The following is a 26,881-nucleotide window of genomic DNA, read 5'->3' as shown; positions in this document are numbered from 1 at the left end:
GCCTGCCGATCCGGCGCATCATCCGGCGATGATCGCCAGCACGCACCCGCTCTCTCCCGAGATCGACCTTGCCACTCGCATCGCCGAGCCGGATGCCGATCTGCTCGACGCGCTGGTGCGCGGCGACGATCCGGACGATCAGGCGCGCATTCTGGCGCGGCTGGTGCTCGAAGCGTTCGATCATTACTACGCGGTGTCGCGGAAAATTCCGGCGCTCGCCAAGGCAGCGTTCGAGGCCCGCGACTGGGCCCTGACGGTGCGGCTGTCGAAGGTCCGCATCGGGCTCTACACCACCTGCATCGACCAGCTGGTCCCGCCGCTGAAGGCCGGGCTGCCGGAGCTCGTCAAGGACGAGCAGCTGTGGGCCCGCGCCGAGGCCGAGCTGCTGGCGGCGATCGCCGGCCGCTACGAGGCCGACTTCGCCTTCGCGTTCTGGCATTCGCTGCGCCGCAAGCTGGTGGGCGACGAGTGGCGGCCGGTGTCCTACGATTCCGGCCCGGCGGCCCGTCCGCCGGCGTCGTCCGCAGCCATCCTGTCCGCCACCGTGACGACGTTGCCGATCCGGCCGGCGGTGATCCGCGACATCCTCGCGGGCGCCGGTCTGGATGCGCCGTGGCGGGATCTGGATGGCGACGCAGCGCTGGCGGCCGCCGCCCTTCAGGCTGCGCTGGAGCCGCTCGGCCCGCGCGACGGCGAACCTGCACGGATTGAGATTGCCCAGTCCGGCTTCTTCCGCAATCGCGGCGCCTGCCTGATCGGCCGTGTCAAACTTCGCGACCAGGCCGACAGGCCGATGCGCAGCATCCCGCTGCTGATCGCGCTGCTCAACGAGGACGGCGGCCTCGTGGTCGACGCCGTGCTCACCGACGCCGACGAGCTGCAATTCGCGTTCTCATCGACGCTGGCCAACTACCACGCCACCAACCCGCATTATCACGAGCTGGCGCGGCTGCTCTATGAGCTGATGCCGAAGCGTCCGCTCGGCACGCAATATTCCTGCATCGGCTTCCATCATCTCGGCAAGGTCGCGGTGATGACCGAGATCCTCGCCGAGCATCATAGGACCAAGGAGCGCCTCGCCACCGCGCCGGGCTTCAAGGGTACGGTGGCGATCGCCTTCACCATGCCGTCCTCGGCCTATGTGCTGAAGATCATCCGCGACCACCCGACCGACGACTACAAGTTCGACTACTTCGACGGTCTCGACGCGGTGCTGCGCAAATACAATCTGGTGCACGAGATCGACCGCGCCGGCTCGATGCTCGACAACATCATCTATTCCAACGTCAAGCTCGACCGCACGATGTTCGCGCCCGACCTGCTCGACGAGCTGCTCGAGGCCGGCATCGGCACGGTGACGATGGAGCGCGGCGCGCTGGTGTTCCGGCATCTGATCGTGCAGATCAAGCTGACGCCGCTGCCGCTGTATCTGTCGACCGCGAGGCAAGTCGATGCCCGCGCCGCGGTGATCAATCTCGGCGACTGCATCAAGAACAACGCAGCCGCCGACATTTTCAACAAGGATCTCGACGGCCGCAACTACGGCGTCAGCCGCATCCGCAAGGTGTATCTGTTCGACTACGACGCGGTCGAGCCGCTGACCGACGTCAAGGTCCGCAGCCCTGACGAGCCCCGCGTCGAGTTCGAGGACGGCGTCGTGTTCCGTCCTTCAGACATGCTCGAGGGCCTGCGCATCGACGACCCGTCGTTGCGCCGCGTCTTCCGCGACGCGCATCCGGAACTGCTGCAGGCCGAGTACTGGCAAGGCATGCAGCAGGCCCTTCGCGCCGGCAAGGTGCCTCGGGTGATGAACTACCCCGCGGCACGGCGGCTGCGGGCGTAGATGCGGTCGTGTCGTCGCTGACGTCAGCGCTCGAAACCATCCTCACCTCCCGCACAGCCTCCGTCATGGCCGGGCTTGTCCCGGCCATCCACGCCTTCACTGCCGTTGGCCCCGCAAGGCGTGGATGCCCGGCACAAGGCCGGGCATGACGGGGAGAGGAAGTGCCATCGGACCAAACGAACCCTCTCGCCCTTGCCGAACCCGATCGCCCCCTCTACCTGTTCGAGGCTGATTTCCGGACGAGGACTCCCCATGCTCGATGCCGCCATCAAGGCGCTGACCCAGATTTTGTCGCCGCCGATGCGCTCCATTCTGTGGCGCTCGATCGGGTTTGCGCTGGCGCTGATCGCCGTGGCGGCGATCGGGCTGCAGCGGCTGCTGAGCTGGCTGGCGACCTCCAGCGAGCTGTGGGCCGAGACCGCGCTCGGCGGCTTTCAGACGCCGCTGCATATCCTGTCCTGGGTGGTGTCGATCGCGGCCGGGCTCGGCATCGTGGTCGGCGCGGTGTTCCTGATGCCGGCGGTGACCTCCTTGGTCGCCGGCATCTTCGTCGACGAGGCCGCCGAGCATGTCGAGCGCCAATACTATCCGAACGAGGAGCCCGGCGTGGCGCTACCGGTCGGCATCGCGGCGATCGAAACCATCAAGACGGCGCTGCTCACCATCCTGGTGTATCTGGTCGCGCTGCCATTCCTGCTGTTCGCCGGCGCGGGCGTGATCGTGTTCTTCGTCGCCACAGGCTGGCTGCTCGGCCGCGAATATTTCGAACTCGCCGCGATGCGCTTCCGCCCCGCCGCCGAGGCCAAGGCGATGCGCCGCGAGCACGGCACCACGGTGTTCATCGGCGGCCTGATCATCGCCGCCTTCGTGTCGATCCCGATCGTCAATCTGGCGACGCCGCTGTTCGGCATGGCCTTCATGGTGCATCTGCACAAGCGCCTGTCCGGCTCCCGCCCCGAACTCATCGCACCGGATGATCGGCGGCGTGTGACGACGGGCTAGCAAGCTACAAAGAACACCGCTCGGGACGGATTCGCGCCCTGCCCGCACACTCATCCGTCATTGCCGGGCTTGACCCGGCAATCCATCCTCTTCGTAGCAGCCCTTCACAGGCGCGCTCCGCGCCTGACGCTTCAGGAAACGGCACCGAGGCGCTTACTTGTCGCGCGCCCCGCCGAAGCGACGCTTCACCGCATGGGCGACTTCCTGCGCGGCGCCGCCGACGATCATCAGGACGAAGTTGGCAAAATGGGATATCTTCATCGCGAGGCTCTCCGTTCGAGCCGAGCGCGCAGCGAAGCTGGCGAGTAACACCACGGCCGGATCGCCGGTGAGTCGCTGCGAGTGCTCGTTTGCGAATGATATTGGGCTGCATTCGCACGCTTCAAACCACAAACCGGGCCTATCACGGACGATTTCACGCTTGTCATCACGCGTGGACAGTTTTCGTCAGGAGCCCGCGTCAGCACCACCCGGCCGCGGCCGCGGTGTGTCTCGCCAAGCTGACGCAGAGTGTCAATCGGCAGTGCGTAGCAGCCGTCCGCGTCCCTGAGCGCGCGCAGCGCCGCGCACCCCAGCCCTAATTAGTTACCAGCGCTGAGATAAACCCTCGCGCCGCTGGAACCGCGGCCGTGTCCGGCGTTTGACAGCCTGCGCCGGCGATGTTGCCATCGGCGCAACAACGAGACCGACGGTATGCAGCACGCCCTCAACGACAATCATCCGCTCGGCGAATCCTTTGCCGCGTCGCTTGCCAAGCCGGACTGGGCCGTGCAGGGCCGCGACTGGCCGCACCGCGCGGCGAGCGCCTTCGTGCATGCCGGGGGCCTGCGTTGGCACGTGCAGCAGATGGGTCGCGGCCCGGTGCTGCTGCTACTCCACGGTACCGGCGCGGCGACGCATTCGTGGCGCATGCTGGCGCCGCTGCTGGCCGAGCACTTCACCGTGGTGGCGCCCGACCTGCCCGGCCACGGCTTCACCGACACGCCACATGCGTGCCGGATGTCGATGGCCGCGATGGCGCAGGACCTCGCGGCGCTGCTGCGCGGGCTCGGGCATCGGCCCGTGATGGTGGCGGGGCATTCGGCCGGCGCCGCGGTGGCGGCCCGGATGTGCCTCGACGGCAGCATCGATCCGGCCGCGCTGGTCGGGCTCAATGCCGCGCTGCTGCCGATCGGCGGCACTGCCAGCCGCTACATGCTGCCGCTGGCGCGGATGCTGGCGACCACTGCGCTGGTGCCGCGGCTGGTGGCGCGGTTCGCCCGCAATCCCGGCATGGTCGAGCGGATGATCGCCGACACCGGCTCGTCGGTCGATCCGGCCGGCGTCGAGTATTATCGCCGTCTGGTCGGCAGCCCCGGGCATGTGGCGGCGGCGATCCGGATGATGGCGAGCTGGCGGCTCGAAGAACTGGCGGCCGAGTTGCCGCAGCTCGCGCCGAGGCTGCTGCTGATCGCCGGCAGCAACGACAAGACCATCGCCGCCAAGGATGCCACCCGCGTGCAGGCGATCGTCCCCGGCGCCCGCGTCGACGTGATGCAGGGCCTCGGCCACCTCGCCCACGAAGAACGCCCGCACGACGTCGCCGGCCTGATGACCGAACTGGCCCGCGAGTCCGGCCTGCTGCCGCGGATGGTGGCGGCGGCGGAGTGAGCAGCACTCCGCGCAACCCTCATTGTCGCCGCTGTTGATGGACGCGCTATCCCCACCAACCACGTCATCGCCCGGCTCGTCCGGGCGACCCAGTATTGCAGAGCGTCAGCTTCTCACGACCAGCGCTCTGCCATACTGGATCCCCCGCATGCGCGGGGGATGACGGTGGTGGGTGTGGTCCGCCCCGTCGCTAAACCGACGTAGTTCGGCGGCATCTCTCCTTGGAAACAATTTGTCTCGCTTGCCCGTCAGACGGCGAGGGGATGCTCAAGGAGGCCGCATGGTGAAGTCGCTCGGGTTCTGTCGCGCCGCGTTGCTGGGGATGCTGATTGCCACGCCGTCGCTTGCGCCGCTGCATGCGCAGGACGCCTCGCCGGCCAAGCCGGCGACAGTCACTGCGCAAGGCAAAGCGGCGGAGGCCGACCAGCATCGCCTCCCGCCCGACTCCATCACCAAGCACACGCTGGCGCTGCCCGGCCGCAGCCTCGCCTTCACCGCCACCGCCGGCACCATCCGGCTGTTCAACGACAAGAACGAGCCGCAGGCCGATATCGCCACGACGACCTATCGGCTCGACACCGCCGATGCGCGGACCAGGCCGGTGACGTTCCTGTTCAATGGCGGGCCGGGCGCGTCCTCGGCGTGGCTGCAGCTCGGCGCCGCCGGACCGTGGCGGCTGCCGATGGCGGGCGAGGCGGCGTCGGCCTCGGCAACGCCGGCGCTGCTGCCGAACGCCGAGACCTGGCTCGATTTCACCGACCTCGTCTTCATCGATCCGGTCGGCACCGGCTACAGCCGCTTCGTCGCCGACGGCGAGGACGTCCGTAAGCGGTTCTATTCGGTCGAGGGCGACATCGCGGCGCTGTCGCTGGTGATCCGCCGCTGGCTCGAAGCCAACGACCGGCTGCTGTCGCCGAAATACGTCGCCGGCGAAAGCTATGGCGGCATCCGCGGCCCGCGCGTGGTGCGCGACCTCCAGACCAAGCAGGGCATCGGCGTCAAGGGCCTGATCCTGGTGTCGCCGGTGATGGATTTCCGCGAACTCTCCGGGTCGAGCCTGCTGCAATACGTCACCCGGCTGCCCAGCATGGCGGCGGTGGCGCGGCAGCAGAAGGGGCCCGTCACCCGCGCCGCGATGGCCGACGTCGAGGCTTACGCGCGCGGCGAGTATCTGGCGGATCTGCTTAAGGGCGAGGCCGATCAGGACGCCACCACGCGGCTGTCGGACCGCGTCTCGGTGCTGACCGGCATCGACAAGACGGTCACGCGCCGGCTCGCGGGACGGTTCGATACGTCCGAATTCCAGCGCGAGTTCGCCCGCGCCAGCGGCAAGGTCACCGGCCGGTTCGACGGCTCGGTGCAGGGGCTCGATCCGTTTCCGGATTCCAGCGACGGCCAGTTCGGCGATCCCTCCGCCGACGCGCTGATCGCGCCGCTGACCAGCGCGGCGGTCGACCTCACCCGCAACAAGCTGAACTGGCGGCCGAGCGGCTCCTATCAGCTGCTCAACGGCGCGGTCGCCGGCCAATGGGACTTCGGCCGCGGCCGGCATCCGGTCGAATCGGTCACGCAGCTGCGCCAGATCCTCGCGGTCGACCCGAAGCTGCGCGTGCTGGTCACCGGCGGCCTGTACGATCTCGCCGCGCCGTATTTCGGCAACCAGATCGTGCTCGACCAGCTGCCGCCGACCCTGGCGCAGAACCGCGTCAGCCTGATCGTCTATCCGGGCGGCCACATGTTCTACGCCGACGACCCGTCGCGGCAAGCGCTGCGCGACGACGTCAAGGCGATGATGAAGTAGTTAGTCCAGACACGCCCATCCCCGTCATTGCGAGGAGCGGAGCGACGAAGCAATCCAGCGCAGAGCGCGCGGCGTGGATTGCTTCGCTTCGCTCGCAATGACGGAGAGGCCTGCGAACTAACTCAACGTCTTCTCCGGCCAGCGGCACAGATCGTTGATCAGGCACACCTCGCAGCGCGGCTTGCGGGCCAGGCAGGTGTAGCGGCCGTGCAGGATCAGCCAGTGATGGGCGTGCTGCATGTACTCCGGCGGGATCACCTTCTCGAGCCCGAGCTCGACCGCGAGCGGCGTGTCGCCCGGCGCCATGCCGGTGCGGTTGCCGACGCGGAATACATGCGTATCGACCGCCATGGTGGGCTGGCCGAACGCCATGTTGAGCACCACGTTGGCGGTCTTGCGCCCGGCGCCCGGCAGCGTCTCCAGCTCTTCGCGCGTACTTGGTACTTGTCCACCAAAGTCGGATATCAGTTTTTGCGACAGCGCAATCACGTTCCTGGCCTTGGTGCGAAACAAGCCGATGGTCTTGATCGCCTCGCGCACCCGCTCCTCGCCGAGCGCCAGCATCTTGGCCGGCGTATCGGCGATCGCGAACAGGCTCCGCGTCGCCTTGTTGACGCCGGCGTCGGTCGCCTGCGCCGACAGCACCACGGCGACCAGCAGGGTGAACGGGTTGACGTGTTCGAGCTCGCCCTTCGGCTCCGGGTTGGCCTTGGCGAAGCGACCGAAGGCCTCATGGACCTCGGCGGCGGTCCAGCGGCGGGGTGGTTTGGGCCGCTTCGCGGTCTGCCCCGACTTTGCCGCAAGCTTTTTTGGCTGCCTCAGGTTTGCCTCAAGACCTGGGACGGGTTTTTTGGCGGATTTGGGGGCGGCGGGGGCGGCGATGCGGCGAGTGGTTTTGGGCATGGATGAGGTATAATATTCCGCGATGATCACAGACAGCGATCTTGATCCGGATCGGGTGCAACCGAAACTGTTTTCGGCGCTGCTCAAGCCGCATCGCGCCTTGAGTCACAAGGCTTTTCTGGTGCTGATGGGATTTTTCGGCACGATCAGCTTCGCGGCCGGCATCGGCTTCTGGATGATGGGCGCCTGGCCGGTGTTCGGTTTCTTCGGCCTCGACCTGCTGGCCATCTACGTCGCGTTCCGGGTGACGTTCGCGCGGGGCCGCGCCAGCGAGGAAATCTCCATCACGCCCAACGAGTTACGGATCCGCCGCACGTCGCATCGCGGCCAGGTGGTGGAGTGGGTGCTGAACCCGCTCTGGGTCCGGCTGGAAAAGATCGTGCATGCCGAATTCGGCATCGAGCAATTGTATCTGGTCTCCTCAGGCCGCCGCGTCAGCATCGCGAGCTTCCTGGGTGCCGACGAGAAGGCGAGCTTCGCCAATGCGTTGGGCGCCGCGCTGGATGCCGCGCGGCGCGGCCCGGTGTACAACTGAGGCCGGAAAGCGGGTGGCTGCGGGCGCTGCGGCTTGTATCATCGGCCGCATGATGAACCTCGCCGTCTCCGACCACATCCTCGCCAAGCCCGGCCCGCGCGACGCCGCGCTGGCCGACTACGACTGCGTTCGCCGCGCCATCGCGTTCATTTCGCAGAAGTGGAAGGCGCAGCCGACCGTCGAGGCGATCGCCGACGCGGCCGGGCTGACGCCCGACGAACTGCACCATCTGTTCCGCCGCTGGGCCGGGCTGACGCCGAAGGCCTTCATGCAGGCGCTGACGCTCGACCATGCCAAGAGCCTGCTACGCGATTCCGCCAGCGTGCTCGATGCGGCGCTGGAATCCGGCCTGTCCGGCCCCGGCCGGCTGCACGATCTGTTCGTCACCCACGAGGCGATGTCGCCGGGCGAGTGGAAGAGCGGCGGCGCCGGGCTGACGCTGCGCTACGGCTTCCATCCGTCGCCGTTCGGCACCGCGGTTGTGATCGCCTCGGACCGCGGCCTCGCCGGGCTCGCGTTCGCCGATCCGGGCGGCGAGCAGGCCGCGTTCGTAGATCTGCAGCAGCGCTGGCCGCGCGCGACTTGTTTGGCCGATCAGGCCTTCACGGCACCTTTCGCCGCGCGCGTGTTCGACCCGGCGCAATGGCGCGCCGAGCAGCCGCTGCGCGTGGTGCTGATCGGCACCGATTTCGAAGTGCGGGTGTGGCAGACGCTGCTGAAGATCCCGATGGGCAAGGCGCTGTGCTACTCGGACATCGCCCATCGGATCGCGTCTCCGAAAGCCTCGCGGGCGGTCGGGGCGGCGGTCGGCAAGAATCCGATTTCCTTCGTGGTCCCGTGCCACCGCGCGCTCGGCAAAGGCGGCGCGCTGACCGGCTATCACTGGGGCCTGACCCGCAAACAGGCGATGATCGGCTGGGAAGCGGGGCGGATCGGCGCAAGCGAGCCGCCGGGCGGCATCGCTTAACACGTTGTTAACCCGTTGCGGTGTGGAGTGGCTGCCAAGACTCGCCATGGGAGCCGTGCAATGGCCGACATCATGAGCGTCTTGGCGTCGGGTTACACCTCCGCGGCGCTGCAGACGCCGTCGAACACCAAATACGTCAATGTCGATCCAAAGGACTATCAGGGCACGTGGAACGGCACCTATTCGAACACCAAGAAATTCTCGATCACTGTCACGGATGTGAAGGGCTTCCGCGCCCAGGTGAAGTATCAGAGCGAAGGCACGGTGAAGTATCAGAGCGTGCTGATCAAGGACGGCTCGTTCCGGGTCGGCGATACCAAGTTTGCGCTCGGCAAGAACGACACCGCCTCGATCCGCACCGTGGTCACCGATCCGGTCACCGGCCAGACCGGCCTCGTCACCGGCACCGCCAAGCGCGCCTGAGCCGCGACCGGGCGAATGCTTGCCTCGTCATGGCCGGACTCGTTCCGGCTATCCACGCCTTGACCGTTGCAAGGCCTGAAGGCGTGGATGCCCGCGACAAGCGCGGGCATGACGAGTGGATGGGCATTGCCCATCACTCGGCACAAACAAAAACCCCGCCGGCGAGGGCGGGGTTCGTCGTCGTTGGTCGGCGCCGGAAGTGATTAGTGCGCGGCTTCCAGCGCGGCCTGCTCCTGGCGGGCGATGGTGCCCTTGACGGCGCTCTGCACCTTCTCGAACGCCCGCACCTCGATCTGGCGGACGCGCTCGCGCGACACGCCGAACTCGGCGGCAAGGTCTTCCAGCGTCATCGGCTCGTCGGCGAGGCGGCGCGCCTCGAAGATCCGCCGTTCGCGCGGGTTGAGCACGCCGATCGCGCCGGTCAGGGCACGGCGGCGATGATCGAGCTCTTCGTGCTCGGCCATCACGGCTTCCTGATTGGGCGACTGATCGACCAGCCAGTCCTGCCATTCGCCGGGTTCGCCGTCGTCGCGAATCGGCGCGTTGAGCGAAGCGTCGCCGCCGAGGCGGCGGTTCATGTCGATCACGTCCTGCTCGCCGACGCCGAGGCGGGTGGCGATCAGTTTGACCTGATCGGGATGCAGATCACCCTCGTCGAGCGCCGAGATCTTGCTCTTCGCCTTGCGCAGATTGAAGAACAGCTTCTTCTGGTTCGCGGTGGTGCCCATCTTCACGAGCGACCAAGAACGCAGAATGTACTCTTGAATCGATGCCTTGATCCACCACATCGCGTAGGTGGCGAGGCGGAAGCCTTTATCGGGCTCGAACCGCTTCACCGCCTGCATCAGGCCGACATTGCCTTCCGAAACGACTTCGGAGATCGGCAGGCCGTAGCCGCGATAGCCCATGGCGATCTTCGCCACGAGCCGAAGGTGGCTGGTCACGAGCTGATGCGCGGCGTCGCGATCATCGTGTTCGCGCCAGCGCTTGGCGAACATGTATTCCTGCTCGGGCTCGAGCATCGGGAACTTGCGGATTTCCGCCAGATACCGAGCGAGGCCGGATTCACCGTTGAGAACGGGTAACGTAGCTGCACGGGCCATCAGCGCCCTCCAGTGGTTTCAAGCCCCCGATCCGCGGGCGGCTTGGCAGACGGGTCGCTCTCCTAAAGCCGACCGGCCTGCGATGTTCCGCGTTGAGCCATCCCAACGCACCTGCAATATACACGAGGTTAGTCGTGCAAGTTTAGTTACGGTCTTGTCACTTGACTGTGACGTATAAACAACGCGCTGAAATGCTTACCGTTTTCTGACCTGAGTGCGTCATTCCGTCGCCGACAGGGCGGCCCTGAGGCGGCTCAGGTCGGCCGGCAGGGCGGATTCCCACTCCAGGACGACGCCGGTAGACGGGTGTTCGAGCACCAAAAGATACGCATGCAGCGCTTGCCGGCCCAGCTCGGCCAGCACGGCGCGGGCTTCCGGCGTGAGCTGGCTGGCCTTGGTCTTGAAGTGCGGCCCGTAGACTTCGTCGCCGAGAAGCGGGTGGCCGAGATGCGCTAGGTGGACGCGAATCTGGTGGGTCCGGCCGGTTTCGAGCTGGCAGGCGATCAGCGACACCACCTCGCCGCCGCTGCGCCCCGTGAAGGTCTGCAGCACCTCCCAATGGGTGATCGCCTCACGGCCGCCGTCGCGCACCGCCATCTTCTCGCGTGCATAGGGGTGGCGGTCGATCGGCGCCTCGATGGTGCCCCGGGCGCGGCTCGGCACGCCCCAGACGAAGGCGTAATAGCCGCGCCGCAGTTCCCCGGTGCGGCCGTGATCGGCGAACTGGGCGCTCAGCGACTGGTGCGCCTTGTCGTTCTTGGCCACCACCATCAGGCCGGTGGTGTCCTTGTCGAGCCGGTGCACGATGCCGGGCCGCCGCACCCCGCCGATCCCGGACAGCGACGCGCCACAATGCGCGATCAAGGCGTTGACCAGGGTTCCTGTCTCGTGGCCGGCGGCCGGGTGCACCACCAGGCCGCGCGGCTTGTTGATGACGATCAGGTCGTCGTCCTCATGGACGATGTCGAGCGCGATCGCCTCACCCTGCGGCTCCGGCGCCACCGGCGGCGGCACGTCGATTGTGATCGTCTCGCCCGGGCTCGCATGATAAGCGGGGTCGCGCACCGCGCTGCCGGCGATTGCGACGCGGCCGTCCAGGATCAGGACCTTCAGCCGCGACCGCGACAATTCGGGGCAGCGCGCCGCCAGCACGCGGTCGAGCCGCGACGAGCCCTCGTCGCCGGCCACGACCACTTCCAGCAGATGTTGCGACGAATCGTTCACGATTGAGCCTTCCGAAAAACCGAGTGTTGCATGACCGAAACCGCCCTGCCCGAACCGACCCCCGAACAGGCCGCCTTGTTTGCGCGGGTACGGCGGATGATGATGATCGCGGGCCTGACCACGGCGCTGGCGCTCGGGGCGGTTCTGATCGCCATCGGCTATAAGCTTTTCCGCTCCGAGGGAAGCGCCCCGGTGGCGGCCGAGCAAACCCTGCGCCTGCCCAAGGGCGCCCGCGTGGTCTCCACCGCCGTCGCCGGCGACCACATCGTCGTCACCCTGGACGTCGGCGGCGCCACCGAAATCCGCAGCTTCGACGCCAAAACCATGAAGCCCGCCGGGCGGCTGACGTTCGCGAACGAGCCGTAGGGGCGGGCTGCAAGCGTGGGATGAGCCTGAGAGCCTCGCAGTTCGGCGAGCATCTCCGGCGCATGACCCTCGCCTGCCGATCCGATGGCCCGCCGGAATTGCGCGCTTCGAAGTCGGGCAGTTTCGCCTCCGCGCGTCATGCCCGGCCTTGTGCCGGGCATCCACGCCTTCTTGCTGACGAAAACGCCTGAAAAGGCGTGGATGGCCGGGACAAGCCCGGCCATGACGGGACGCTGGGCAAATCAAGCGATCGAGACGGTCCCTCGGGCGTGACCCGGCCATCCAGGGTCACCGCACGGCGCAACAATGTGACTTCCTGCGACGAGCCCAGGCATGGCGACAGAAATTGGCCGCCCGCGATCTTGCAGCCGCGCCATTTCGCGGCTATTGGTTCGGCCCTCACGCTCCCTTCGTCTAGCGGTTAGGACGCGGCCCTCTCAAGGCTGAAACAGGGGTTCGATTCCCCTAGGGAGCGCCAGTTTTCGGTCTTAGAATTGTGCTGGCGTGCCCTCCGGCCCACCTGAACGGCATTCGAATTTCCGGAGCCAGTTCATGATCGAATCCTCGATCCTTCCTGCCAAAGTCTACTACGACCAAGTCGTTCGGCCGACGGTCGAAGAGTTCTTTCGCAACAAAAGCAACCGTCGACTGGCAATGTTAGCCTCGATGTCGCTGCTTCATGTAATTGATCATATCATTCAAAACGAGTTCCCAGCGGACAAAGGCAAAGAAGCGGAGGGCCAAATCAAACGCTACGTAGAAGATCTTGCTGCTCACTTTGTGCCGTTTGCTGTCGTGAGAGCGTTTGCTCTTGCATCGAAACATGCCGTGCTCAGAAGGAAGTTTCAGCCTGGGTTTACGGTCTTACGTGCAACGAATCGTTCGCCCTGTTTCGTGGGGCGGGCGGTTGTTGGGAGAACGTTCTTGGGCGACACGGTCGGAGGGATCACCGTGCAGTGGACGGATCATGGGTACGTGAATTTGACCAACGCTCTGAAGGCAACCATGAAGCGCCTAGAGTCAGATTTCCCGCAGCTTAAAGATTCTGACACTAAAAGTGCCGAAACCGTTTAGTAGTTACTTCGCTATGGATCCGAAGCGCACGACATGAATTGAGCGCCGTTGTTCGCCTTCGCCGGTCGCGCTCCCCGCTCAATCTCCGCCGCCACCCCCGGCGCCTCATCTGCCGCGACGGGCTTCGAGAACACGTAGCCCTGCACGAAATCGCAATCGAAGGTGGTGAGCAGGTCGACCTCCGCGGTCAGTTCGGCGCCTTCGGCGACCACGCTCATTCCGAGGCCGTGCGCGAGCGCGATGATGCCTCCGAGCAGTTTGCGTTTCTCGGGCTCGGTGGCGATGCCGCTCACGAAGGTCCGATCGATCTTCAGGCAGTTGAACGGCAGGCGCGTCAGGTAACCGAGTGACGAATAGCCCGAGCCGAAATCATCGAGCGCGAGCTGGATGCCAAGCTTCGAGAGCGCTGCGAGCGTACTACTGACCTTCTGCTTGGTATGATCGACAAACAGGTTCTCGGTCAGCTCCAGGCAGAGCAGCTCGGCGGGCAGGCCGGTCTCGGCCAGCACCGCGGACACGACCTTCTCGAAATCGCCGTTCCAGATCTGCGCTGGCGAAACGTTGACCGACACCGATCGCGGCGGCAATCCGGCATCGAGCCAGGCGCGCATCTGCCTGCAGGCATCGCGCAGAACCCAATGGCCGAGATCGACGATCAGGCCGGTGCTTTCCGCGATCGGAATGAACTCCGACGGCGAGATCGGCCCGCGCTCGGGATGGCTCCAGCGCAGCAGGGCCTCGAATCCTCTGATCCGGCCGGTCTTCAGATCGATCTGCGGCTGGTAGTGCGTCTTGAGGCCGCCACTCTCGACGGCGTGGCGCAGGCGCCGGCCGAGGTCGAGCTTCTGATCGACCGCCTCGGCGTAGATCGGCTCGAACAGCTGGGCCCGGCCGCGCCCCGCTTCTTTCGCCATGTAGAGCGCAAGATCCGCGTTGCGCGAGGCTTTCTCCGCGGTCGCGCCATGCTGGGGTAGGATGGCGATGCCGATCGTGGCGCCGATGCAGGCCTCGCCTTCGGCGAGTTCGACCGGCACCGACAGCTTGGCGATGATCCGATTGGCAAGCGTGATCGGCTCGTCGGCGGACGCGCATGGGTTGTCGGTCAGCACGGCGAATTCGTCGCCGCCGATCCGGGCGATGAAGGCTTCCGGATCCAGCTCCTGCCGCAGGACATTCGACACGTGAATCAGCAGGGCATCACCAGTGGAATGCCCGAGCGAATCGTTGACCTCCTTGAAGCGATCGAGGTCGATCAGCAGCAGCGAGTTGGTTCGCTCGTCCGCGACGGGGGCGTCGAACAGGCCGGCGAGCTTTCGCTTGAACAATGCGCGATTGGCCAATCCCGTCAGAGGATCGGAGTAGGCCAGCTGCTCGAGCCTGCGCTCGGCCTCCTTGCGATCGGTGACGTCTTGAGCGGTGCCGATCAGGCCGACGATCTTTCCGGCCGCGACCTCGGCTTTGCAGATGATGGCCAGATCGCGCGTCGTGCCGTCAGCGTGGCGCACCCGGATGTCGGTTGCTTCCGTCTTGCTGCTACGCAGGACGCGCATCTGCATCTTCAGCAGACGCTCGGCGTCGTCATCCAGAAAGTAACGCGTGGTGCTCTCGTAAGTCGGTTCGAAAGCACCGGGCTCCAGGCCGAGGAGCTGAAAGAGTTCGGGCGACCAGACCGTTCGGCCGGTGTCCAGCCGGTGCGTCCAAGTGCCGATCCGGCCAAGCCGATGTGCTTCCTCCAGGGCGCGCGTCCGCTGGTCGAGCAAGGCGCGCGCCACCTCGAGCTGGGTGATGTCGCTCGCCGTGCCGCGATAGCCCAGGAACGTGCCGTCATCGGCGAAGATCGGCTTGCCGCTGGTGCTGATACTGATGCGCGAGCCGTCGCTCCCGACCGAGGTGTAGACGAAGTCGCGGAACGGCCGCCGGGCTTCCATGTCGGCCCTGTGCTGGGCCATGGCGTCCTCTTCTTCGGGCGCGTAGGATAGTTCCCAGCGTGCCTTTCCGCCGGACGCGACGGTTTGCAGCGCCGCATTGCCATCGAGCGATTTGGGATAGGGAAGCAGCCGGTTGTCGGGGCCGCTCTCCCAGCACCAGTCCGAAGCGGTGCTGACGAAATCCGCCAGACGCTGTTCGCTCTCGGTGAACAGCCGCAACGCAGAGGTCTCGAGCGTGACGTCCCGGACGACGCCGAACACCCGCTGAACCTGACCGCTCGGGTCGAACTCCGGCTCGCCGTGCACCACGCAATCGCGCCGCGTGCCGTCGGCCTTGAACAGCTTGGTCTCGACCGCGAAGGGCCGGCCGTTGGTCCAGCAGGCTGCGTAGTGCGCCTCCAGATCCTGGCGGCTTTCGGCCAGGTAGCGGTCCTGCATCGCGGCGATCGGAGGCGAGCCGTCTGGCGGTTCGAGGTCGTACAGGGCGGCAACTTCGGGCGAGGCCCAGAAATCGGTCGCAGCCGGGCTATAGGATTCCCAATAGCCGATGCGAGCCATTTTCATCGCTCGACGCAGAGACCACTCCTGATGCCAGCCCTGCGCTTCCCGTGCGTAAGGCCGCCGTAATGACACGCCACGAACGGCCATCTTTCCCCACTAAGACGAACCCGCACAATGATACAGCCTGATTGGTAACATGAAGCCGCAGGCCGTCAGAGCAGCAAGTTTCAACGCGGCGAGAGCGTTCTACATTGTGGTATAATTTGAGTGAACCGGGGTCGGCCGCCGAGTAGCGGCTTCGCCTTGCAACCATTCTGACTGGCTAAGCGTTATCGGTCGCCCCCTGGTTGATAACGGAGCTACGCGGATCGCGGCGCCGCTTGCAGCGCCCCCAGCAGATCCTGGCTTAGATCCTCATAGTCCTCCAGCCCGACCGAAAGCCGGATCAGCCCATCCGTAAAGCCGTGCCGCGCGCGTTCGGCCGGATCGTAGGTCGCATGCGTCATGCTGGCCGGATGCTGGATCAGGGTTTCGGCGTCGCCGAGGCTGACGGCGCGCGTTGCCAGCTTGACGTTGTCCATGAAACTGCGGCCGGCCGCGAGGCCGCCTTTGAGTTCGAGCGCGATCATGCCGCCGGGCTGGCGCATCTGCTGCTGTGCAAGCTTGCGCTGCGGGTGGCTGTCGAGGCCGGGGTAGTACACGGCGGCGACCGCGGGGTGGGCTTGCAGATCGTGCGCGAGTCTCGAGGCGGTGGCGCTATGGCGGTCCATGCGCAGGTTCAGCGTCTTCAGGCCCCGCAGGATCAGGAAGGCGTCGAACGCCGAGATGCAGGCGCCGTTCAGCTCCTTGATGCCGGTGAAGCGGAGCTGATCGATGATCTCCTTCGGCCCCACCACCGCGCCGGCCAGCAGGTCGCCATGGCCGCCGAGATATTTGGTCGCAGAATGCACCACGAGATCGGCGCCGAGCGCGAGCGGCTGCTGCAGATACGGCGTGCAATAGGTGTTGTCGACGACGAGGCGGACGCCGGCGCGGCGGCAGATGTCGGCGCAGGCCGCGATGTCGACCAGCCGCATGTTCGGATTGCTCGGGGTCTCGGAGAACACCAGCCGGGTATTGGCCGCGAGCGCGGCCTGCAGGTTCGCCGGATCGGTGAGATCCGCGAAGGTCACCTCGATGCCGAACCGCGGCAGATGATGCTCGAACAGCCCGAAGGTGCAGCCATAGAGCATCTGGTCGGCGACGATGTGGTCGCCGGTCTTCAGCAGCGTCCAGATCAGTGCGGTGAGGGCGCCGACACCCGAGGCGGTGGCGAGCGCAGCCTCGCCGCCCTCGAGCGCTGCCAGCCGGCTTTCCAGCACCGCCACGGTCGGGTTGCCGACCCGCGAATACACATAGCCGTCAGCCTCGCCAGCGAACCGCGCCGCGCCCTCGGCGGCGCTGGCGAACGCGTAGGTCGAGGTCAGGAACAACGGCGGGTTCAGCGCGCCGTGATACGCCAGCGGGTCATAGCCGTGGTGGATCGCGGTGGTGGCAAAGCCGGGCGGGCGAGCGGATGTGGTCATGGGCGGGCTCCTTCGTGGCCAGTATGGCACGAAAGCCGCCGCGAAACTTGCCAATCATGCCATCTCTGTCGTACAAATTGGCAATCTTCATTACTTTGCTGCGCAGCAAATGCAGAGTCCTGCCAAAATCGCCCTGGATGCGATCGACCTGAAGATCCTTGCCGAGCTGCAGGCCGATGCCCGGATTCCCAACATCGTGCTGGCCGAGAAGGTCGGGCTGTCGCCGTCGCCGTGCTCGCGGCGGGTCAAGCTGTTGGAGCAGGCCGGCGTGCTGGCGAGCTACCGGGCGCTGGTCGACCGCGCCGCGGTCGGGCTCGCGGTCACGGCGTTCGCGTTCATCCGGGTCGAGCGGCATTCCCGCCACAATGCCGAGAGCTTCATCGCCGCGGTGCAGACCATGCCGGAGGTGATCGCCTGTCACCTCGTGTCCGGCGACAGCGACTTCCTGCTCGAAGTGGTGGTGCCGGATATCGCCAGCTACGAGGCGACCGTGCTGCGCGGCCTGCTGGCGCTGCCGACGGTGCGGGATATCCGCACCTCGTTCGCGATGCGCAGCTACAAACTCAGCGGGCCGCTGCCGCTGCCCGCGGCGTGATTACGCTGGCAGATGCTCGCGCACCCAGCGCACGATCTGCTGCGGCGGCATCGCCCCCGAGGTCCGCGCGCGCTCGCGGCCGTTCGCGAACAGGATCATGGTCGGGATACCGCTGACGCCGAGGCGGGCGGCTATCTGCTGTTCGGTGTCGGAGTTGAGCTTGATCAGGCGGACGTTCGGTTCGAGGTCGCGGGCGGCGATCTCGTAGGCCGGCGCCATTGCCCGACAGGGGCCGCACCACGGCGCCCAGACGTCGACCACCACCGGGACGGAGCTGCGTGAAATCTGTTTGTCGAAGATGTCGCCGCCGACATCGGCCGGATGGCCGTCGAACAGCTTGGCGCCGCAACTGCCGCATTTGGCCTGCAGCGCCTGACGTTGCTCCGGCAGGCGGTTGACGCCGCCGCATTGGGTGCACACCACCAGACGATCGGACATGGCCTGCGTCCTCCTCGGGCGATCATGTAGGTGTCGTCCGTGGGATTGCGAGCGGCGCGCCGGCCGCCGCCTATCTGCGTTCCCGCGCCACCCAGTTTTCGCCCTGCTTGCGATATTGTTTCTTCACCGCCGCCCAGGCGACGCGGTGGGCGTTGTTTTCCTGCTCCTCGGGTCCGCGGTCCTCGTATTCGGCAAAAGCGTTGTTGAAGGCCGCGATGTAAATCGCCTGCGCATGCAGGGGCAGCCGGACCTGCAGGGGCGGCGGCAGATCGTCGATCGAACTATACGGCATCACGTCGTCCCCCGATCGGAAGGAAGAGTTCCGCCCGCGCGAGTGAGCCCTGCGGGACGGCGTGTTGGCCGAAACGCTCGCACCCGAATGCGGCGGGCTCGCGTCACCCGGACGTGGCTGGCGGCCTGTCATTGATGCGGATCAAACGGCTGGCGGGATCCGGCCCTAAGATAGCTTCAACTCAGGTGGGAGCAGGGGCTTGGGCCGACGATCCGGGAGGGTGCATGGCATCGCCAGAGTCCCGGCGTTCGTCGGCTTGCGCGCCGGCCGACAGCTTCGCATCGCAGCGTGCCCGGATGGTCGAGACGCAGATTCGCGCTCGCGATGTTCACGACCCGCAGGTCCTTGCCGCGATGGCCAAGGTGCCGCGCGAGGCCTTTGTGCCCGAACTCACCCGCGAGCTCGCCTATGACGATTCGCCCTTGCCGATCGGCTGCGATCAGACGATCTCGCAGCCCTTCATCGTCGCCGTGATGATCGAAGCGCTGCAGCTCGAAGGCGGCGAGCGCGTGCTCGAGATCGGCACCGGCTCGGGCTATGCGGCCGCGGTGCTGGCGCAGATCGCCGGCGAGGTCGTGACGATCGAACGCATCGCCGCTCTCGCTGATCGTGCACGGGCAACGCTTGCGGCGCTCGGGATCGTCAATGTCGAGGTGGGGCAGGGCGACGGCAGCCGCGGCTGTCCGGCGCACGCCCCGTTCGACGCCATCGTGGTCGCGGCCGGCGGGCCGCGGGTGCCGGACTCGCTGAAGGCGCAGCTCACGATCGGCGGCCGGCTGGTGATGCCGGTCGGCACCGATCAGCTCAGCCAAAAATTGCTTCGCATCACCCGCGCGCCCGATGGGCACTACGCCCACGAACACCTCACCGACGTCCGCTTCGTGCCGCTGATCGGAGCTGAAGGCTGGGGCGCGACGCCGGACGAGCCCACCGCGGAGCGCAGATGAGCGCTGCAGCGGCACGTCATCGCGGCCGGGCGCCAGCGTTGCACGCAGTGCTATACAATCGCCCGGCGCTCCGCACGCGTCGGCCGCGCCAATCAATCACCTGCAAGAGGGACGCACCATGATCAAGGATCTCATCGTCAATCTCGAATCGAACGCGACGCGGGACCGCGTCGTCGATGTGGCGCTGACGATTGCCCGGACCTTCGATGCCCATGTCTCCGGCGTCTGCTTCGCCTACGATTCGATGCCGAGCTTCACGATGCCGGACTTCCCGTCCGAGGTGATGACCAAGATGCTGGCCGCCAACGAAGCGGCGGCGCGTATCGCGGTAGAGCGGTTCGAAGCGGCCTGCAAGCGCGAGGGCGTCGCGGCCGAACATCATCTGCTGGAGACGCCCTACGGCACCTCCGGCCGCTTCCCCAAGATGGCGCGGCGCTTCGATCTGTCGGTGATCATGCAGTCCGAACCGGAAACCGGCGACAACGACGTGCTGATCGAGCAGGTGCTGTTCGATTCCGGCCGGCCGGTGCTGATCGTGCCGTACATCCAGAAGGCCGCGGTGAAGCTCGACCGCGTGGTGTGCTGCTGGGACGGCAGCCGCGCCGCGACCCGCGCCATCAACGACGCGCGGCCGTTCCTGCGCCGCGCCGCCGCCGTCGAGCTGCTGATCGTGCGCGACCACAAGGTCCGCGACGAAAGCGAGCTGCGCGGCATCGAGATGGCCAATCATTTGGCGCGCCACGAGATCAAGCTCGATATCAAGGTCATCACCGCGCCGGATATCGGCGTCGCCGGCACCATCCTGTCGCACGTCGCCGACTCCGCCGCGGATCTGCTGGTGATGGGCGGCTACGGCCATTCGCGTCTGCGCGAATTCGTGCTCGGCGGCGTGACCCGCGAGATGCTGGCGTCGATGACGGTCCCGGTGCTGATGTCGCACTGAAGCGGGTTATTGGCGGCAATCTCGCCCACTGTCCGCGTCACCCTCAACCCGGACGCCGTCATCCTGAGGTGCCGCCGCGCAGCGGCGGCCTCGAAGGATGAGCCGTACGGACTTGTCGCCCGCCCCCTTCGAGGCTCGCTGCGCTCGCGCATCAGGGTGACGACTCAGTCGAGAAACAGACGTCACCGCCGCTGCGACATCGCGGCGTCTAGCCGGTTGACGCGTGTCAACGGCAGAACGGGAGCTGCGCGTCAGACTCGATCGGAGCGGCCCCCGGGACGGCCGCCGCCTGCGTCGCCCGTCCCGGTTATCCTGCCCAAACGTCCCCTCAAGCACCTCAGATTTGGAGACTGCCCGCGATGGTCGATATCGTGACCCTCACGCCCAATCCTGCGATCGACCTGTCGACCTCGGTCGAGCGCTTGGTGCCGAGCCGCAAGCTGCGCTGCGCCGCGCAGCAGCGCGATCCGGGCGGCGGCGGCATCAATGTGGCGCGGGTGGTGAAGCGGTTCGGCGGCGACGTCGAGGCGATCTACCCGGCCGGCGGCTTCACCGGCAGGCTGCTGCGCTCGCTGCTTGACCGCGAGCAGATCCCGAGCCGCGTGGTCGAATCCGAAGCCGAGACCCGCGAGGATTTCTCCGTCACCGAGGCCGCGACCGGCCAGCAATTCCGCTTCGTGCTGCCCGGCCTGCCGCTCGCCGAAACCGAATGGCGCGGGCTGCTCGAGATCCTCGGCGGCACCGAGCCGGCGCCCAAGATCGTCGTCGGCAGCGGCAGCCTGCCGCCCGGCGTTCCGCTCGATTTCTACGCGCAGGCCGCCGCGGTGGCCAAGCGGATCGGCGCCAGGTTCTTCCTCGACACCTCGGGCGCGTCGCTGGTCGCGGCGCTCGATCACGGCGTCACGCTGATCAAGCCGAATCTGCGCGAGATGCAGGAGCTGGCGGGCCGGACGCTCGACGGCGATCGGGACTACGTCGCCGCCGCGCGGCAGCAGATCGACGCCGGCAAGGTCGAGATCGTGGCGCTGTCGCTCGGCCATCTCGGCGCCCTGCTGGTGACCTGCGACGAAGCGCTGCGCTCGCCGGCGCTGCCGGTGAACCAGGTCTCGACCGTCGGCGCCGGCGACAGCTTCCTCGGCGCGATCGCCTACAGCCTGGCGCAGGGCCTTTCGGTCGAAGACGGTTTCCGCCGCGCGCTGGCGTCCGGCTCGGCCTCGCTCACCATGCACGGCACGCAATTGTGCCGCCCGGCGGATGTCGAGCGGCTGTGCCGGGAGGTGGTGATCGAGCGGCTCTGATCCTGCGATCCGGCGCGGCCTCTCACAATCGGGAGCGTGGCTCGTTGATGTCGGAACCGTTGCCGGAACGGCCTGTTGTGGGAGGGACGGCGCTGACTGCGCCCCCAGGAGCGCAGCATGGCCCAGGACGACACAAGGATTCGCGAAGCCGACCTCCCCGACACCAGCGAACAGACCGTCGCATATGACGGTCCGGCCGGCGGCTGGGGCTCGCTGCAGGGCATCGCGCAGATCTTCGGCAAGGAGTGGAGCACGCCGGCCGCGATCGAGACCCTGATGCGGCAGAACAAGCCGAAGGGCTTCATGTGCGTGTCGTGCTCCTGGGCCAAGCCGGCCGATCATCACACCGTGGAGTTCTGCGAGAATGGCGCCAAGGCGACGCTGTGGGAGCTCACCACCGCACGCTGCACGCCGGAGTTCTTCGCCGAGCACACCGTCACCGAGCTGCGCAGCTGGGCCGATTACGATCTCGAAATGCAGGGCCGGCTGACCGAGCCGATGCGCTACGACGCGGCGAGCGATCACTACGTGCCGTGCGGCTGGGACGAGGCGTTTCAGGCAATCGGCGAGCACCTGCAGGCGATCGATCCGAAGTCGGCGATCTTCTACGCCTCCGGCCGCGCCAGCCTCGAGACGTCCTATCTCTACGCGCTGTTCGCGCGGCTCTACGGCCACAACAATCTGCCCGACAGCTCCAACATGTGCCACGAGACGACCTCGGTGGCGCTGAAGAAGCTGATCGGCGTCGGCGTCGGCACCACGGTGTTCGACGATCTGGCCAAATGCGACGCGATGTTCTTCTTCGGCCAAAACCCCGGCACCAACAGCCCGCGATTCCTGCATCCGCTGCAGGAGGCGGTGCAGCGCGGCGCCAAGATCGTCACCTTCAATCCGGTGCGCGAGCGGGCGCTGGAGAGCTTCGTCAATCCGCAGAGCCCGACCCAGATGCTGACCGGCAAGGAGACGGCGATCAGCAGCCAGTATCACCAGCTCAAGGTCGGCGGCGACATCGCGGCGCTGCTCGGCATGTGCAAGCACGTGTTCGCGGCCGACGACGCTGCCAAAGCGAGCGGCGGCAAGCGCGTGCTCGATGTCGATTTCATCGCCGCCCACACCCACGGCCTCGACGCCTTCGAGGCCAAGGTTCGCGCCACCTCCTGGGAGCAGATCGAGAGCGAGTCGGGCCTGACCCGGGCGGCGATCGAAGACGCCGCGCAGGTCTACATCCAGGCCGAACGGGTGATCGGCGTTTACGGAATGGGGCTGACGCAGCACGTTCACGGCTTCGACAACATCTCGATGCTGCTCAATCTGCTGCTGCTTCGCGGCAATATCGGCCGCGAGGGCGCCGGCATCTCGCCGGTGCGCGGTCACTCCAACGTGCAGGGCCAGCGCACCGTCGGCATCTCGGAGAAGCCGGAGCTGGTGCCGCTGGACAAGATGGCCGAGCAGTTCGGCTTCGAGCCGCCGCGCCAAAAGGGCATGAACACCGTCGAGGCCTGCCACGGCCTGCTCGAAGGCAAGGTCAAGGCGTTCATCGGGCTCGGCGGCAATTTCATCCGCGCGATTCCCGATCAGGCGGTGCTGGAGAAGGCGTGGACGCGGACGCAGCTCACCGTCCAGATCGCCACCAAGCTCAACCGCAGCCATCTGGTCAACGGCCAGGCCGCCTATCTGCTGCCGTGCCTCGGCCGCACCGAGCAGGACATTCAGGCGAGCGGCCCGCAGGCCGTGACGATGGAAGACACCTTCAGCTGCATCCAGGGCTCGATCGGGCTGCGCCAGCCGGCGAGCGAGCATCTGCGCTCGGAGCTGGCGATCATCGCCGGCATCGCCAAGGCGACGCTGCCGCCCAACCCGAAGGTGAAGTGGGACGACTGGGTCGGCGATTACGGCCTGGTGCGCGAGCTGATCGAGCAGAGCTATCCGGAGATGTTCCACGACTTCAACGCGCGGATGTTCACGCCCGGCGGTTTCTACAAGGGCAACGACGCGCGCGAGCGGATCTGGAACACCGAGAGCGGCAAGGCCGAGTTCAACACCCCCAAGATGGTCAATTCGACCGGCTTCGAAGACGCGCCCGGCCGCTTCCGGCTGCTGACGATGCGCTCCAACGATCAGTTCAACACCACGATCTACGGCATGAGCGACCGGCTGCGCGGCATCGAAGGCCGGCGCGACGTGCTGCTGATCAATCCCGACGACATCGCCCGTGCGGGCCTCGCCGACGGTCAGATGGTCTGGCTCGAAGCCGACGCGGCCGACGGCCTGGCTCGCGAGGTCGGGCCGCTCAAGGTGACGCCGTTTCGGCTGCCGGACGGCTGCCTCGGCGGTTATTATCCGGAGATGAATCCGCTGATCGCGCTGACGCATCACGACCAGCAGTCGAAAACCCCGGCGAACAAGTCCGTGCCGGTGCGGATCCGGGCCTGATCTGCGATGGGGTGTCGCGTCATCGGAAGTTCACTTGCGTCCAACGATCGTCTGGGATGATTCGGCGCAAACCGATGCACGTCGAATCATGCCATGCCGTCCCCAGCCGAACTCCTCCAACGGGCGCAGCCGAAATGTCGTTTCGCCGCGCCATCCCTTACGTCGCGGCATTGCCACGCCTGACGCTGTCCGCCAAACTGCCGCTTGGGCGCGCCTGCGCCGGCAGCCGGGTACAGCGTAACGCCTAAACCGGACCGTCCGCCGCGGGCGGCATAATGAGAGGCTTCATGAGTCAAGGTGTCACTGCTCCGTTCGCCCGCCACGCCATGGCCTATGTGCTGGCAGGAGGGCGCGGCAGTCGGCTGATGGAATTGACCGACTGGCGCGCCAAGCCGGCGGTGTATTTCGGCGGCAAGTCCCGCATCATCGATTTCGCGTTGTCGAACGCGCTCAACTCCGGCATCCGCCGCATCGCGGTGGCGACGCAGTACAAGGCGCACAGCCTGATCCGGCATCTGCAGCGCGGCTGGAACTTCTTCCGCCCGGAACGCAACGAGAGCTTCGACATCCTGCCGGCGAGCCAGCGCGTCTCGGACGACATGTGGTACCGAGGCACGGCCGACGCCGTCTATCAGAACATCGACATCATCGAGAGCTACGATCCGAAGTTCATCGTGCTGCTGGCCGGCGATCACGTCTACAAGATGGACTACGAGAAGATGCTGCAGCAGCACGTCGAGCAGGGCGCCGACGTGACGGTCGGCTGCCTCGAGGTCGACCGCAGCGAGGCGCGCGCCTTCGGCGTCATGGATGTCGACGCCAAGGACGTCATCAAGTCGTTCCTGGAAAAGCCCGCCGATCCGCCGGCGATGCCGGGCAAGGCCGACAAGGCGCTCGCCAGCATGGGCATCTACGTATTCGACACCAAATTCCTGCTCGACGAATTGCGCCGCGACGCCGCCGATCCGAATTCGTCGCACGATTTCGGCAAGGACATCATCCCCTACATCGTCAAGAACGGCAAAGCCGTCGCGCATCATTTCGACAAGTCCTGCCGGCGGTCGAGCTCGGAGGCCACCAGCTACTGGCGCGACGTCGGCACCGTCGATGCGTACTGGTCCGCCAATATCGACCTCACCGACATCGTGCCGCAGCTCGATCTGTACGATCGCGAGTGGCCGATCTGGACCTATGGCGAAATCACGCCGCCGGCGAAGTTCGTCCACGACAAGGACGGTCGCCGCGGCGAGGCGGTGTCGTCGCTGGTGTCGGGCGGCTGCATCGTGTCGGGCGCGTCGCTGCGGCACACGCTGCTGTTCACCGGCGTGCGGGTGCATTCCTACTCGCATGTCGAAGGCGCTGTGATTCTGCCCTATGCGGACATTGCCCGGTCGTGCCGGCTCAAGAACGTGGTGGTCGACGCCGAAGTGCGAATTCCGGACGGGCTGGTGGTCGGCGAGGATCCTGAGCTCGATGCCAAGCGGTTCAGGCGCACCGACAACGGCATCTGCCTGATCACCCGCGCTATGATCGAGAAGCTCGACCAATGACATCTCTCACGGCGCTGTCGGTCGCGTCGGAAATCTTCCCGCTGATCAAGACCGGCGGCCTCGCCGACGTCACCGGTGCGCTGCCGGCGGCGCTGCAGCCGCACGGCATCGCGATGCGGACGCTGGTGCCCGGCTATCCGGCCGTGCTCGGCGGCATTGAAGATCCGCAACCGGTTCACAGCTTCGCCGATCTTTTCGGCGGCAGCGCGCGGCTGCTCGCGGCACGCTGTGAGGATCTCGACCTGCTGGTGCTCGACGCGCCGCATCTCTACGTCCGTCCGGGCAATCCGTATGTCGGGCCGGACGCCAAGGACTGGCCCGACAATGCCTTCCGGTTCGCCGCGCTGGCGCAGGTCGGGGCGCAGATCGGGCAGGGGCTGCTGCCGGGCTTTGTGCCGGATGTGCTGCATGCGCATGACTGGCAGGCCGGGCTGCTGCCGGCCTATCTGCGCTATTCGGATCGGCCGGGGCCCAAGACCGTCTTCACCATTCACAACCTCGCCTATCAGGGCCGGTTCGAGCGCGAGCTTTTGGAGCGGCTCGGGCTGCCACAGCGCGCCTTCAGCCTCGACGGCGTGGAGTATTGGGGCGGAATCGGCTTCCTCAAGGCCGGGCTGCAGCTTGCCGACCGCATTACTACGGTGTCGCCGAGCTACGCGCAGGAGATCCAGGGTCCCGAGGCCGGCATGGGCCTCGAAGGCCTGCTGCGGCTGCGTGCGGATAGCCTCAGCGGCATCCTCAACGGCATCGACACCAAAGTGTGGGACCCGGCCGCCGACGAGCTGATTGCCGCGACCTACGACATGGAAACGATCGGCGCCCGCGCCCGCAACAAGCAGGCGCTGCAGACCCGGTTCGGGTTGAAGCCGAATGCGGATTCGCTGCTGCTCGGCGTCGTCAGCCGGCTGTCGTGGCAGAAGGGCCTCGACATGCTGCTCGAGGTGCTGCCGGGCCTGCTGGCCGAGGGCACCCAGCTCGCGCTGCTCGGCTCTGGCGACGCGCCGCTCGAGGACGGCTTCCGCGCCGCCGCGCTGGCGCATCCGGGCCAGGTCGGCGCGGTGATCGGCTATGATGAAGCGCTCGCGCATCAGATCCAGGCCGGCTCCGACGTGTTGCTGGTGCCGTCGCGGTTCGAGCCCTGCGGCCTGACGCAGCTGTGTGCGCTGCGCTACGGCGCTGTGCCGGTGGTGGCGCGGGTCGGCGGCCTCGCCGATACGGTCGTCGACGCCAACCAGATGGCGATCGCCACCGGCGTCGCGACCGGCGTGCAGTTCTCCCCGGTCACCGCCGAGATGCTGGCTGCCGCCCTGACCAAAACCCGCGGGCTTTACGCTGATCACACCACGTGGCGCAATCTGCAGATCAACGGCATGACCACGGATGTGTCGTGGAAGAACCCGGCGCAGCATTACGCGAAGCTGTATCGGGAGCTGGTGGACGCGTGAGGGATCACCCGTAGCCCAGATGAAGCGCAGCGAAATCCGGGGCGCTGACCGCGGA

The 26,881-nt window shown here is 66.6% G+C and carries 23 protein-coding genes and 1 tRNA gene; 17 read left to right on the top strand and 7 right to left on the bottom strand.

Annotated elements, in window-relative coordinates:
- The first annotated feature begins 28 nt into the window (after positions 1-28).
- The 4 genes from aceK to LPW26_RS17510 all read left to right on the top strand — a co-directional run bounded on the left by aceK (position 29) and on the right by LPW26_RS17510 (position 6,296).
- Positions 29-1,843, top strand: a complete 1,815-nt coding sequence (aceK, locus tag LPW26_RS17525; RefSeq protein ID WP_238736830.1) for a bifunctional isocitrate dehydrogenase kinase/phosphatase — start codon at positions 29-31, stop codon at positions 1,841-1,843.
- 252 nt (positions 1,844-2,095) lie between these two features.
- Entirely contained in the window at positions 2,096-2,845 is a 750-nt protein-coding gene (locus LPW26_RS17520) for a sulfate transporter family protein (RefSeq protein ID WP_238736770.1), read from the top strand.
- Positions 2,846-3,538: 693 nt separating this feature from the next.
- Entirely contained in the window at positions 3,539-4,495 is a 957-nt protein-coding gene (gene bchO, locus LPW26_RS17515) for an alpha/beta fold hydrolase BchO (RefSeq protein WP_238736768.1), read from the top strand.
- A gap of 280 nt (positions 4,496-4,775) precedes the next feature.
- Positions 4,776-6,296, top strand: coding sequence for a S10 family peptidase (locus LPW26_RS17510; protein ID WP_238736766.1), 1,521 nt, complete (start codon positions 4,776-4,778; stop codon positions 6,294-6,296).
- Positions 6,297-6,413: 117 nt separating this feature from the next.
- Here LPW26_RS17510 and nth read toward each other — a convergent pair whose 3' ends face one another.
- Positions 6,414-7,199: an endonuclease III gene (gene nth / locus LPW26_RS17505; RefSeq protein WP_238736764.1), complete on the bottom strand. Its 786-nt coding sequence runs from the start codon at positions 7,197-7,199 to the stop codon at positions 6,414-6,416.
- A gap of 22 nt (positions 7,200-7,221) precedes the next feature.
- Here nth and LPW26_RS17500 point away from each other — a divergent pair, with 22 nt between their 5' ends.
- The 3 genes from LPW26_RS17500 to LPW26_RS17490 are packed head-to-tail and all read left to right on the top strand — an operon-like array spanning position 7,222 to position 9,124.
- Entirely contained in the window at positions 7,222-7,734 is a 513-nt protein-coding gene (locus tag LPW26_RS17500) for a DUF2244 domain-containing protein (protein ID WP_238736762.1), read from the top strand.
- 49 nt (positions 7,735-7,783) lie between these two features.
- A complete protein-coding gene (locus LPW26_RS17495; RefSeq protein WP_238736829.1) occupies positions 7,784-8,701 on the top strand; it encodes a methylated-DNA--[protein]-cysteine S-methyltransferase in 918 nt (305 codons plus the stop codon).
- A 60-nt stretch (positions 8,702-8,761) separates the two neighbouring features.
- Positions 8,762-9,124: a hypothetical protein gene (locus LPW26_RS17490; RefSeq protein WP_238736760.1), complete on the top strand. Its 363-nt coding sequence runs from the start codon at positions 8,762-8,764 to the stop codon at positions 9,122-9,124.
- Between the two features lie 203 nt (positions 9,125-9,327).
- On the opposite strand, the gene rpoH is transcribed toward LPW26_RS17490, so the two are convergent.
- Both rpoH and LPW26_RS17480 read right to left on the bottom strand, forming a co-directional pair.
- Complete coding sequence (rpoH, locus tag LPW26_RS17485) at positions 9,328-10,227, bottom strand: RNA polymerase sigma factor RpoH (RefSeq protein ID WP_119856145.1); 900 nt, start codon at positions 10,225-10,227, stop codon at positions 9,328-9,330.
- Between the two features lie 219 nt (positions 10,228-10,446).
- Positions 10,447-11,451: an RluA family pseudouridine synthase gene (locus LPW26_RS17480; protein ID WP_238736759.1), complete on the bottom strand. Its 1,005-nt coding sequence runs from the start codon at positions 11,449-11,451 to the stop codon at positions 10,447-10,449.
- A gap of 30 nt (positions 11,452-11,481) precedes the next feature.
- Between LPW26_RS17480 and LPW26_RS17475 the strand changes: the two genes are divergently transcribed.
- The 3 genes from LPW26_RS17475 (at position 11,482) to LPW26_RS17465 (ending at position 12,891) form a co-directional block, all read left to right on the top strand.
- Entirely contained in the window at positions 11,482-11,817 is a 336-nt protein-coding gene (locus LPW26_RS17475; protein ID WP_238736758.1) for a hypothetical protein, read from the top strand.
- Positions 11,818-12,220: 403 nt separating this feature from the next.
- Positions 12,221-12,295: transfer RNA gene (locus LPW26_RS17470), tRNA-Glu, on the top strand.
- Between the two features lie 74 nt (positions 12,296-12,369).
- Positions 12,370-12,891 (top strand): hypothetical protein, encoded by a 522-nt coding sequence (locus tag LPW26_RS17465; protein WP_238736757.1) that lies wholly within the window; start codon positions 12,370-12,372, stop codon positions 12,889-12,891.
- Positions 12,892-12,902: 11 nt separating this feature from the next.
- Here LPW26_RS17465 and LPW26_RS17460 read toward each other — a convergent pair whose 3' ends face one another.
- Positions 12,903-15,377: a sensor domain-containing protein gene (locus LPW26_RS17460; protein WP_238736756.1), complete on the bottom strand. Its 2,475-nt coding sequence runs from the start codon at positions 15,375-15,377 to the stop codon at positions 12,903-12,905.
- 302 nt (positions 15,378-15,679) lie between these two features.
- Positions 15,680-16,885: a methionine gamma-lyase gene (megL, locus tag LPW26_RS17455; protein ID WP_238736755.1), complete on the bottom strand. Its 1,206-nt coding sequence runs from the start codon at positions 16,883-16,885 to the stop codon at positions 15,680-15,682.
- Positions 16,886-16,994: 109 nt separating this feature from the next.
- On the opposite strand from megL, the gene LPW26_RS17450 reads away from it, so the two are divergent.
- Complete coding sequence (locus LPW26_RS17450) at positions 16,995-17,480, top strand: Lrp/AsnC family transcriptional regulator (RefSeq protein WP_238736754.1); 486 nt, start codon at positions 16,995-16,997, stop codon at positions 17,478-17,480.
- On the opposite strand, the gene trxC is transcribed toward LPW26_RS17450, so the two are convergent.
- Both trxC and LPW26_RS17440 read right to left on the bottom strand, forming a co-directional pair.
- Positions 17,481-17,918 (bottom strand): thioredoxin TrxC, encoded by a 438-nt coding sequence (gene trxC, locus LPW26_RS17445; RefSeq protein ID WP_238736753.1) that lies wholly within the window; start codon positions 17,916-17,918, stop codon positions 17,481-17,483.
- A 70-nt stretch (positions 17,919-17,988) separates the two neighbouring features.
- On the bottom strand, positions 17,989-18,210 hold the full coding sequence (locus LPW26_RS17440; RefSeq protein WP_238736752.1) for a ChaB family protein: 222 nt from the start codon (positions 18,208-18,210) through the stop codon (positions 17,989-17,991).
- A 224-nt stretch (positions 18,211-18,434) separates the two neighbouring features.
- On the opposite strand from LPW26_RS17440, the gene LPW26_RS17435 reads away from it, so the two are divergent.
- The 6 genes from LPW26_RS17435 (at position 18,435) to glgA (ending at position 26,826) form a co-directional block, all read left to right on the top strand.
- Positions 18,435-19,157 carry a protein-L-isoaspartate(D-aspartate) O-methyltransferase gene (locus tag LPW26_RS17435; RefSeq protein WP_238736751.1) on the top strand — a complete coding sequence of 241 codons (723 nt, stop codon included), beginning with the start codon at positions 18,435-18,437 and terminating at the stop codon, positions 19,155-19,157.
- A 118-nt stretch (positions 19,158-19,275) separates the two neighbouring features.
- A complete protein-coding gene (locus LPW26_RS17430) occupies positions 19,276-20,100 on the top strand; it encodes a universal stress protein (RefSeq protein ID WP_238736750.1) in 825 nt (274 codons plus the stop codon).
- A 359-nt stretch (positions 20,101-20,459) separates the two neighbouring features.
- Complete coding sequence (locus tag LPW26_RS17425) at positions 20,460-21,398, top strand: 1-phosphofructokinase family hexose kinase (RefSeq protein WP_238736749.1); 939 nt, start codon at positions 20,460-20,462, stop codon at positions 21,396-21,398.
- Between the two features lie 117 nt (positions 21,399-21,515).
- Entirely contained in the window at positions 21,516-23,831 is a 2,316-nt protein-coding gene (locus LPW26_RS17420) for an FdhF/YdeP family oxidoreductase (protein WP_238736748.1), read from the top strand.
- Positions 23,832-24,118: 287 nt separating this feature from the next.
- Positions 24,119-25,381 carry a glucose-1-phosphate adenylyltransferase gene (glgC, locus tag LPW26_RS17415; RefSeq protein ID WP_238736747.1) on the top strand — a complete coding sequence of 421 codons (1,263 nt, stop codon included), beginning with the start codon at positions 24,119-24,121 and terminating at the stop codon, positions 25,379-25,381.
- Positions 25,378-26,826 (top strand): glycogen synthase GlgA, encoded by a 1,449-nt coding sequence (glgA, locus tag LPW26_RS17410; RefSeq protein ID WP_238736746.1) that lies wholly within the window; start codon positions 25,378-25,380, stop codon positions 26,824-26,826. Before glgC ends, glgA begins: the two co-directional genes overlap by 4 nt.
- Positions 26,827-26,881 lie beyond the last annotated feature (55 nt).

Source organism: Rhodopseudomonas infernalis (assembly GCF_022271405.1).
In the GTDB taxonomy this organism is placed as follows: domain Bacteria; phylum Pseudomonadota; class Alphaproteobacteria; order Rhizobiales; family Xanthobacteraceae; genus Rhodopseudomonas; species Rhodopseudomonas infernalis.
The sequence above is the reverse complement of the archived record's forward strand: the minus strand, read 5'-3'. Positions and strand labels throughout refer to the sequence as shown.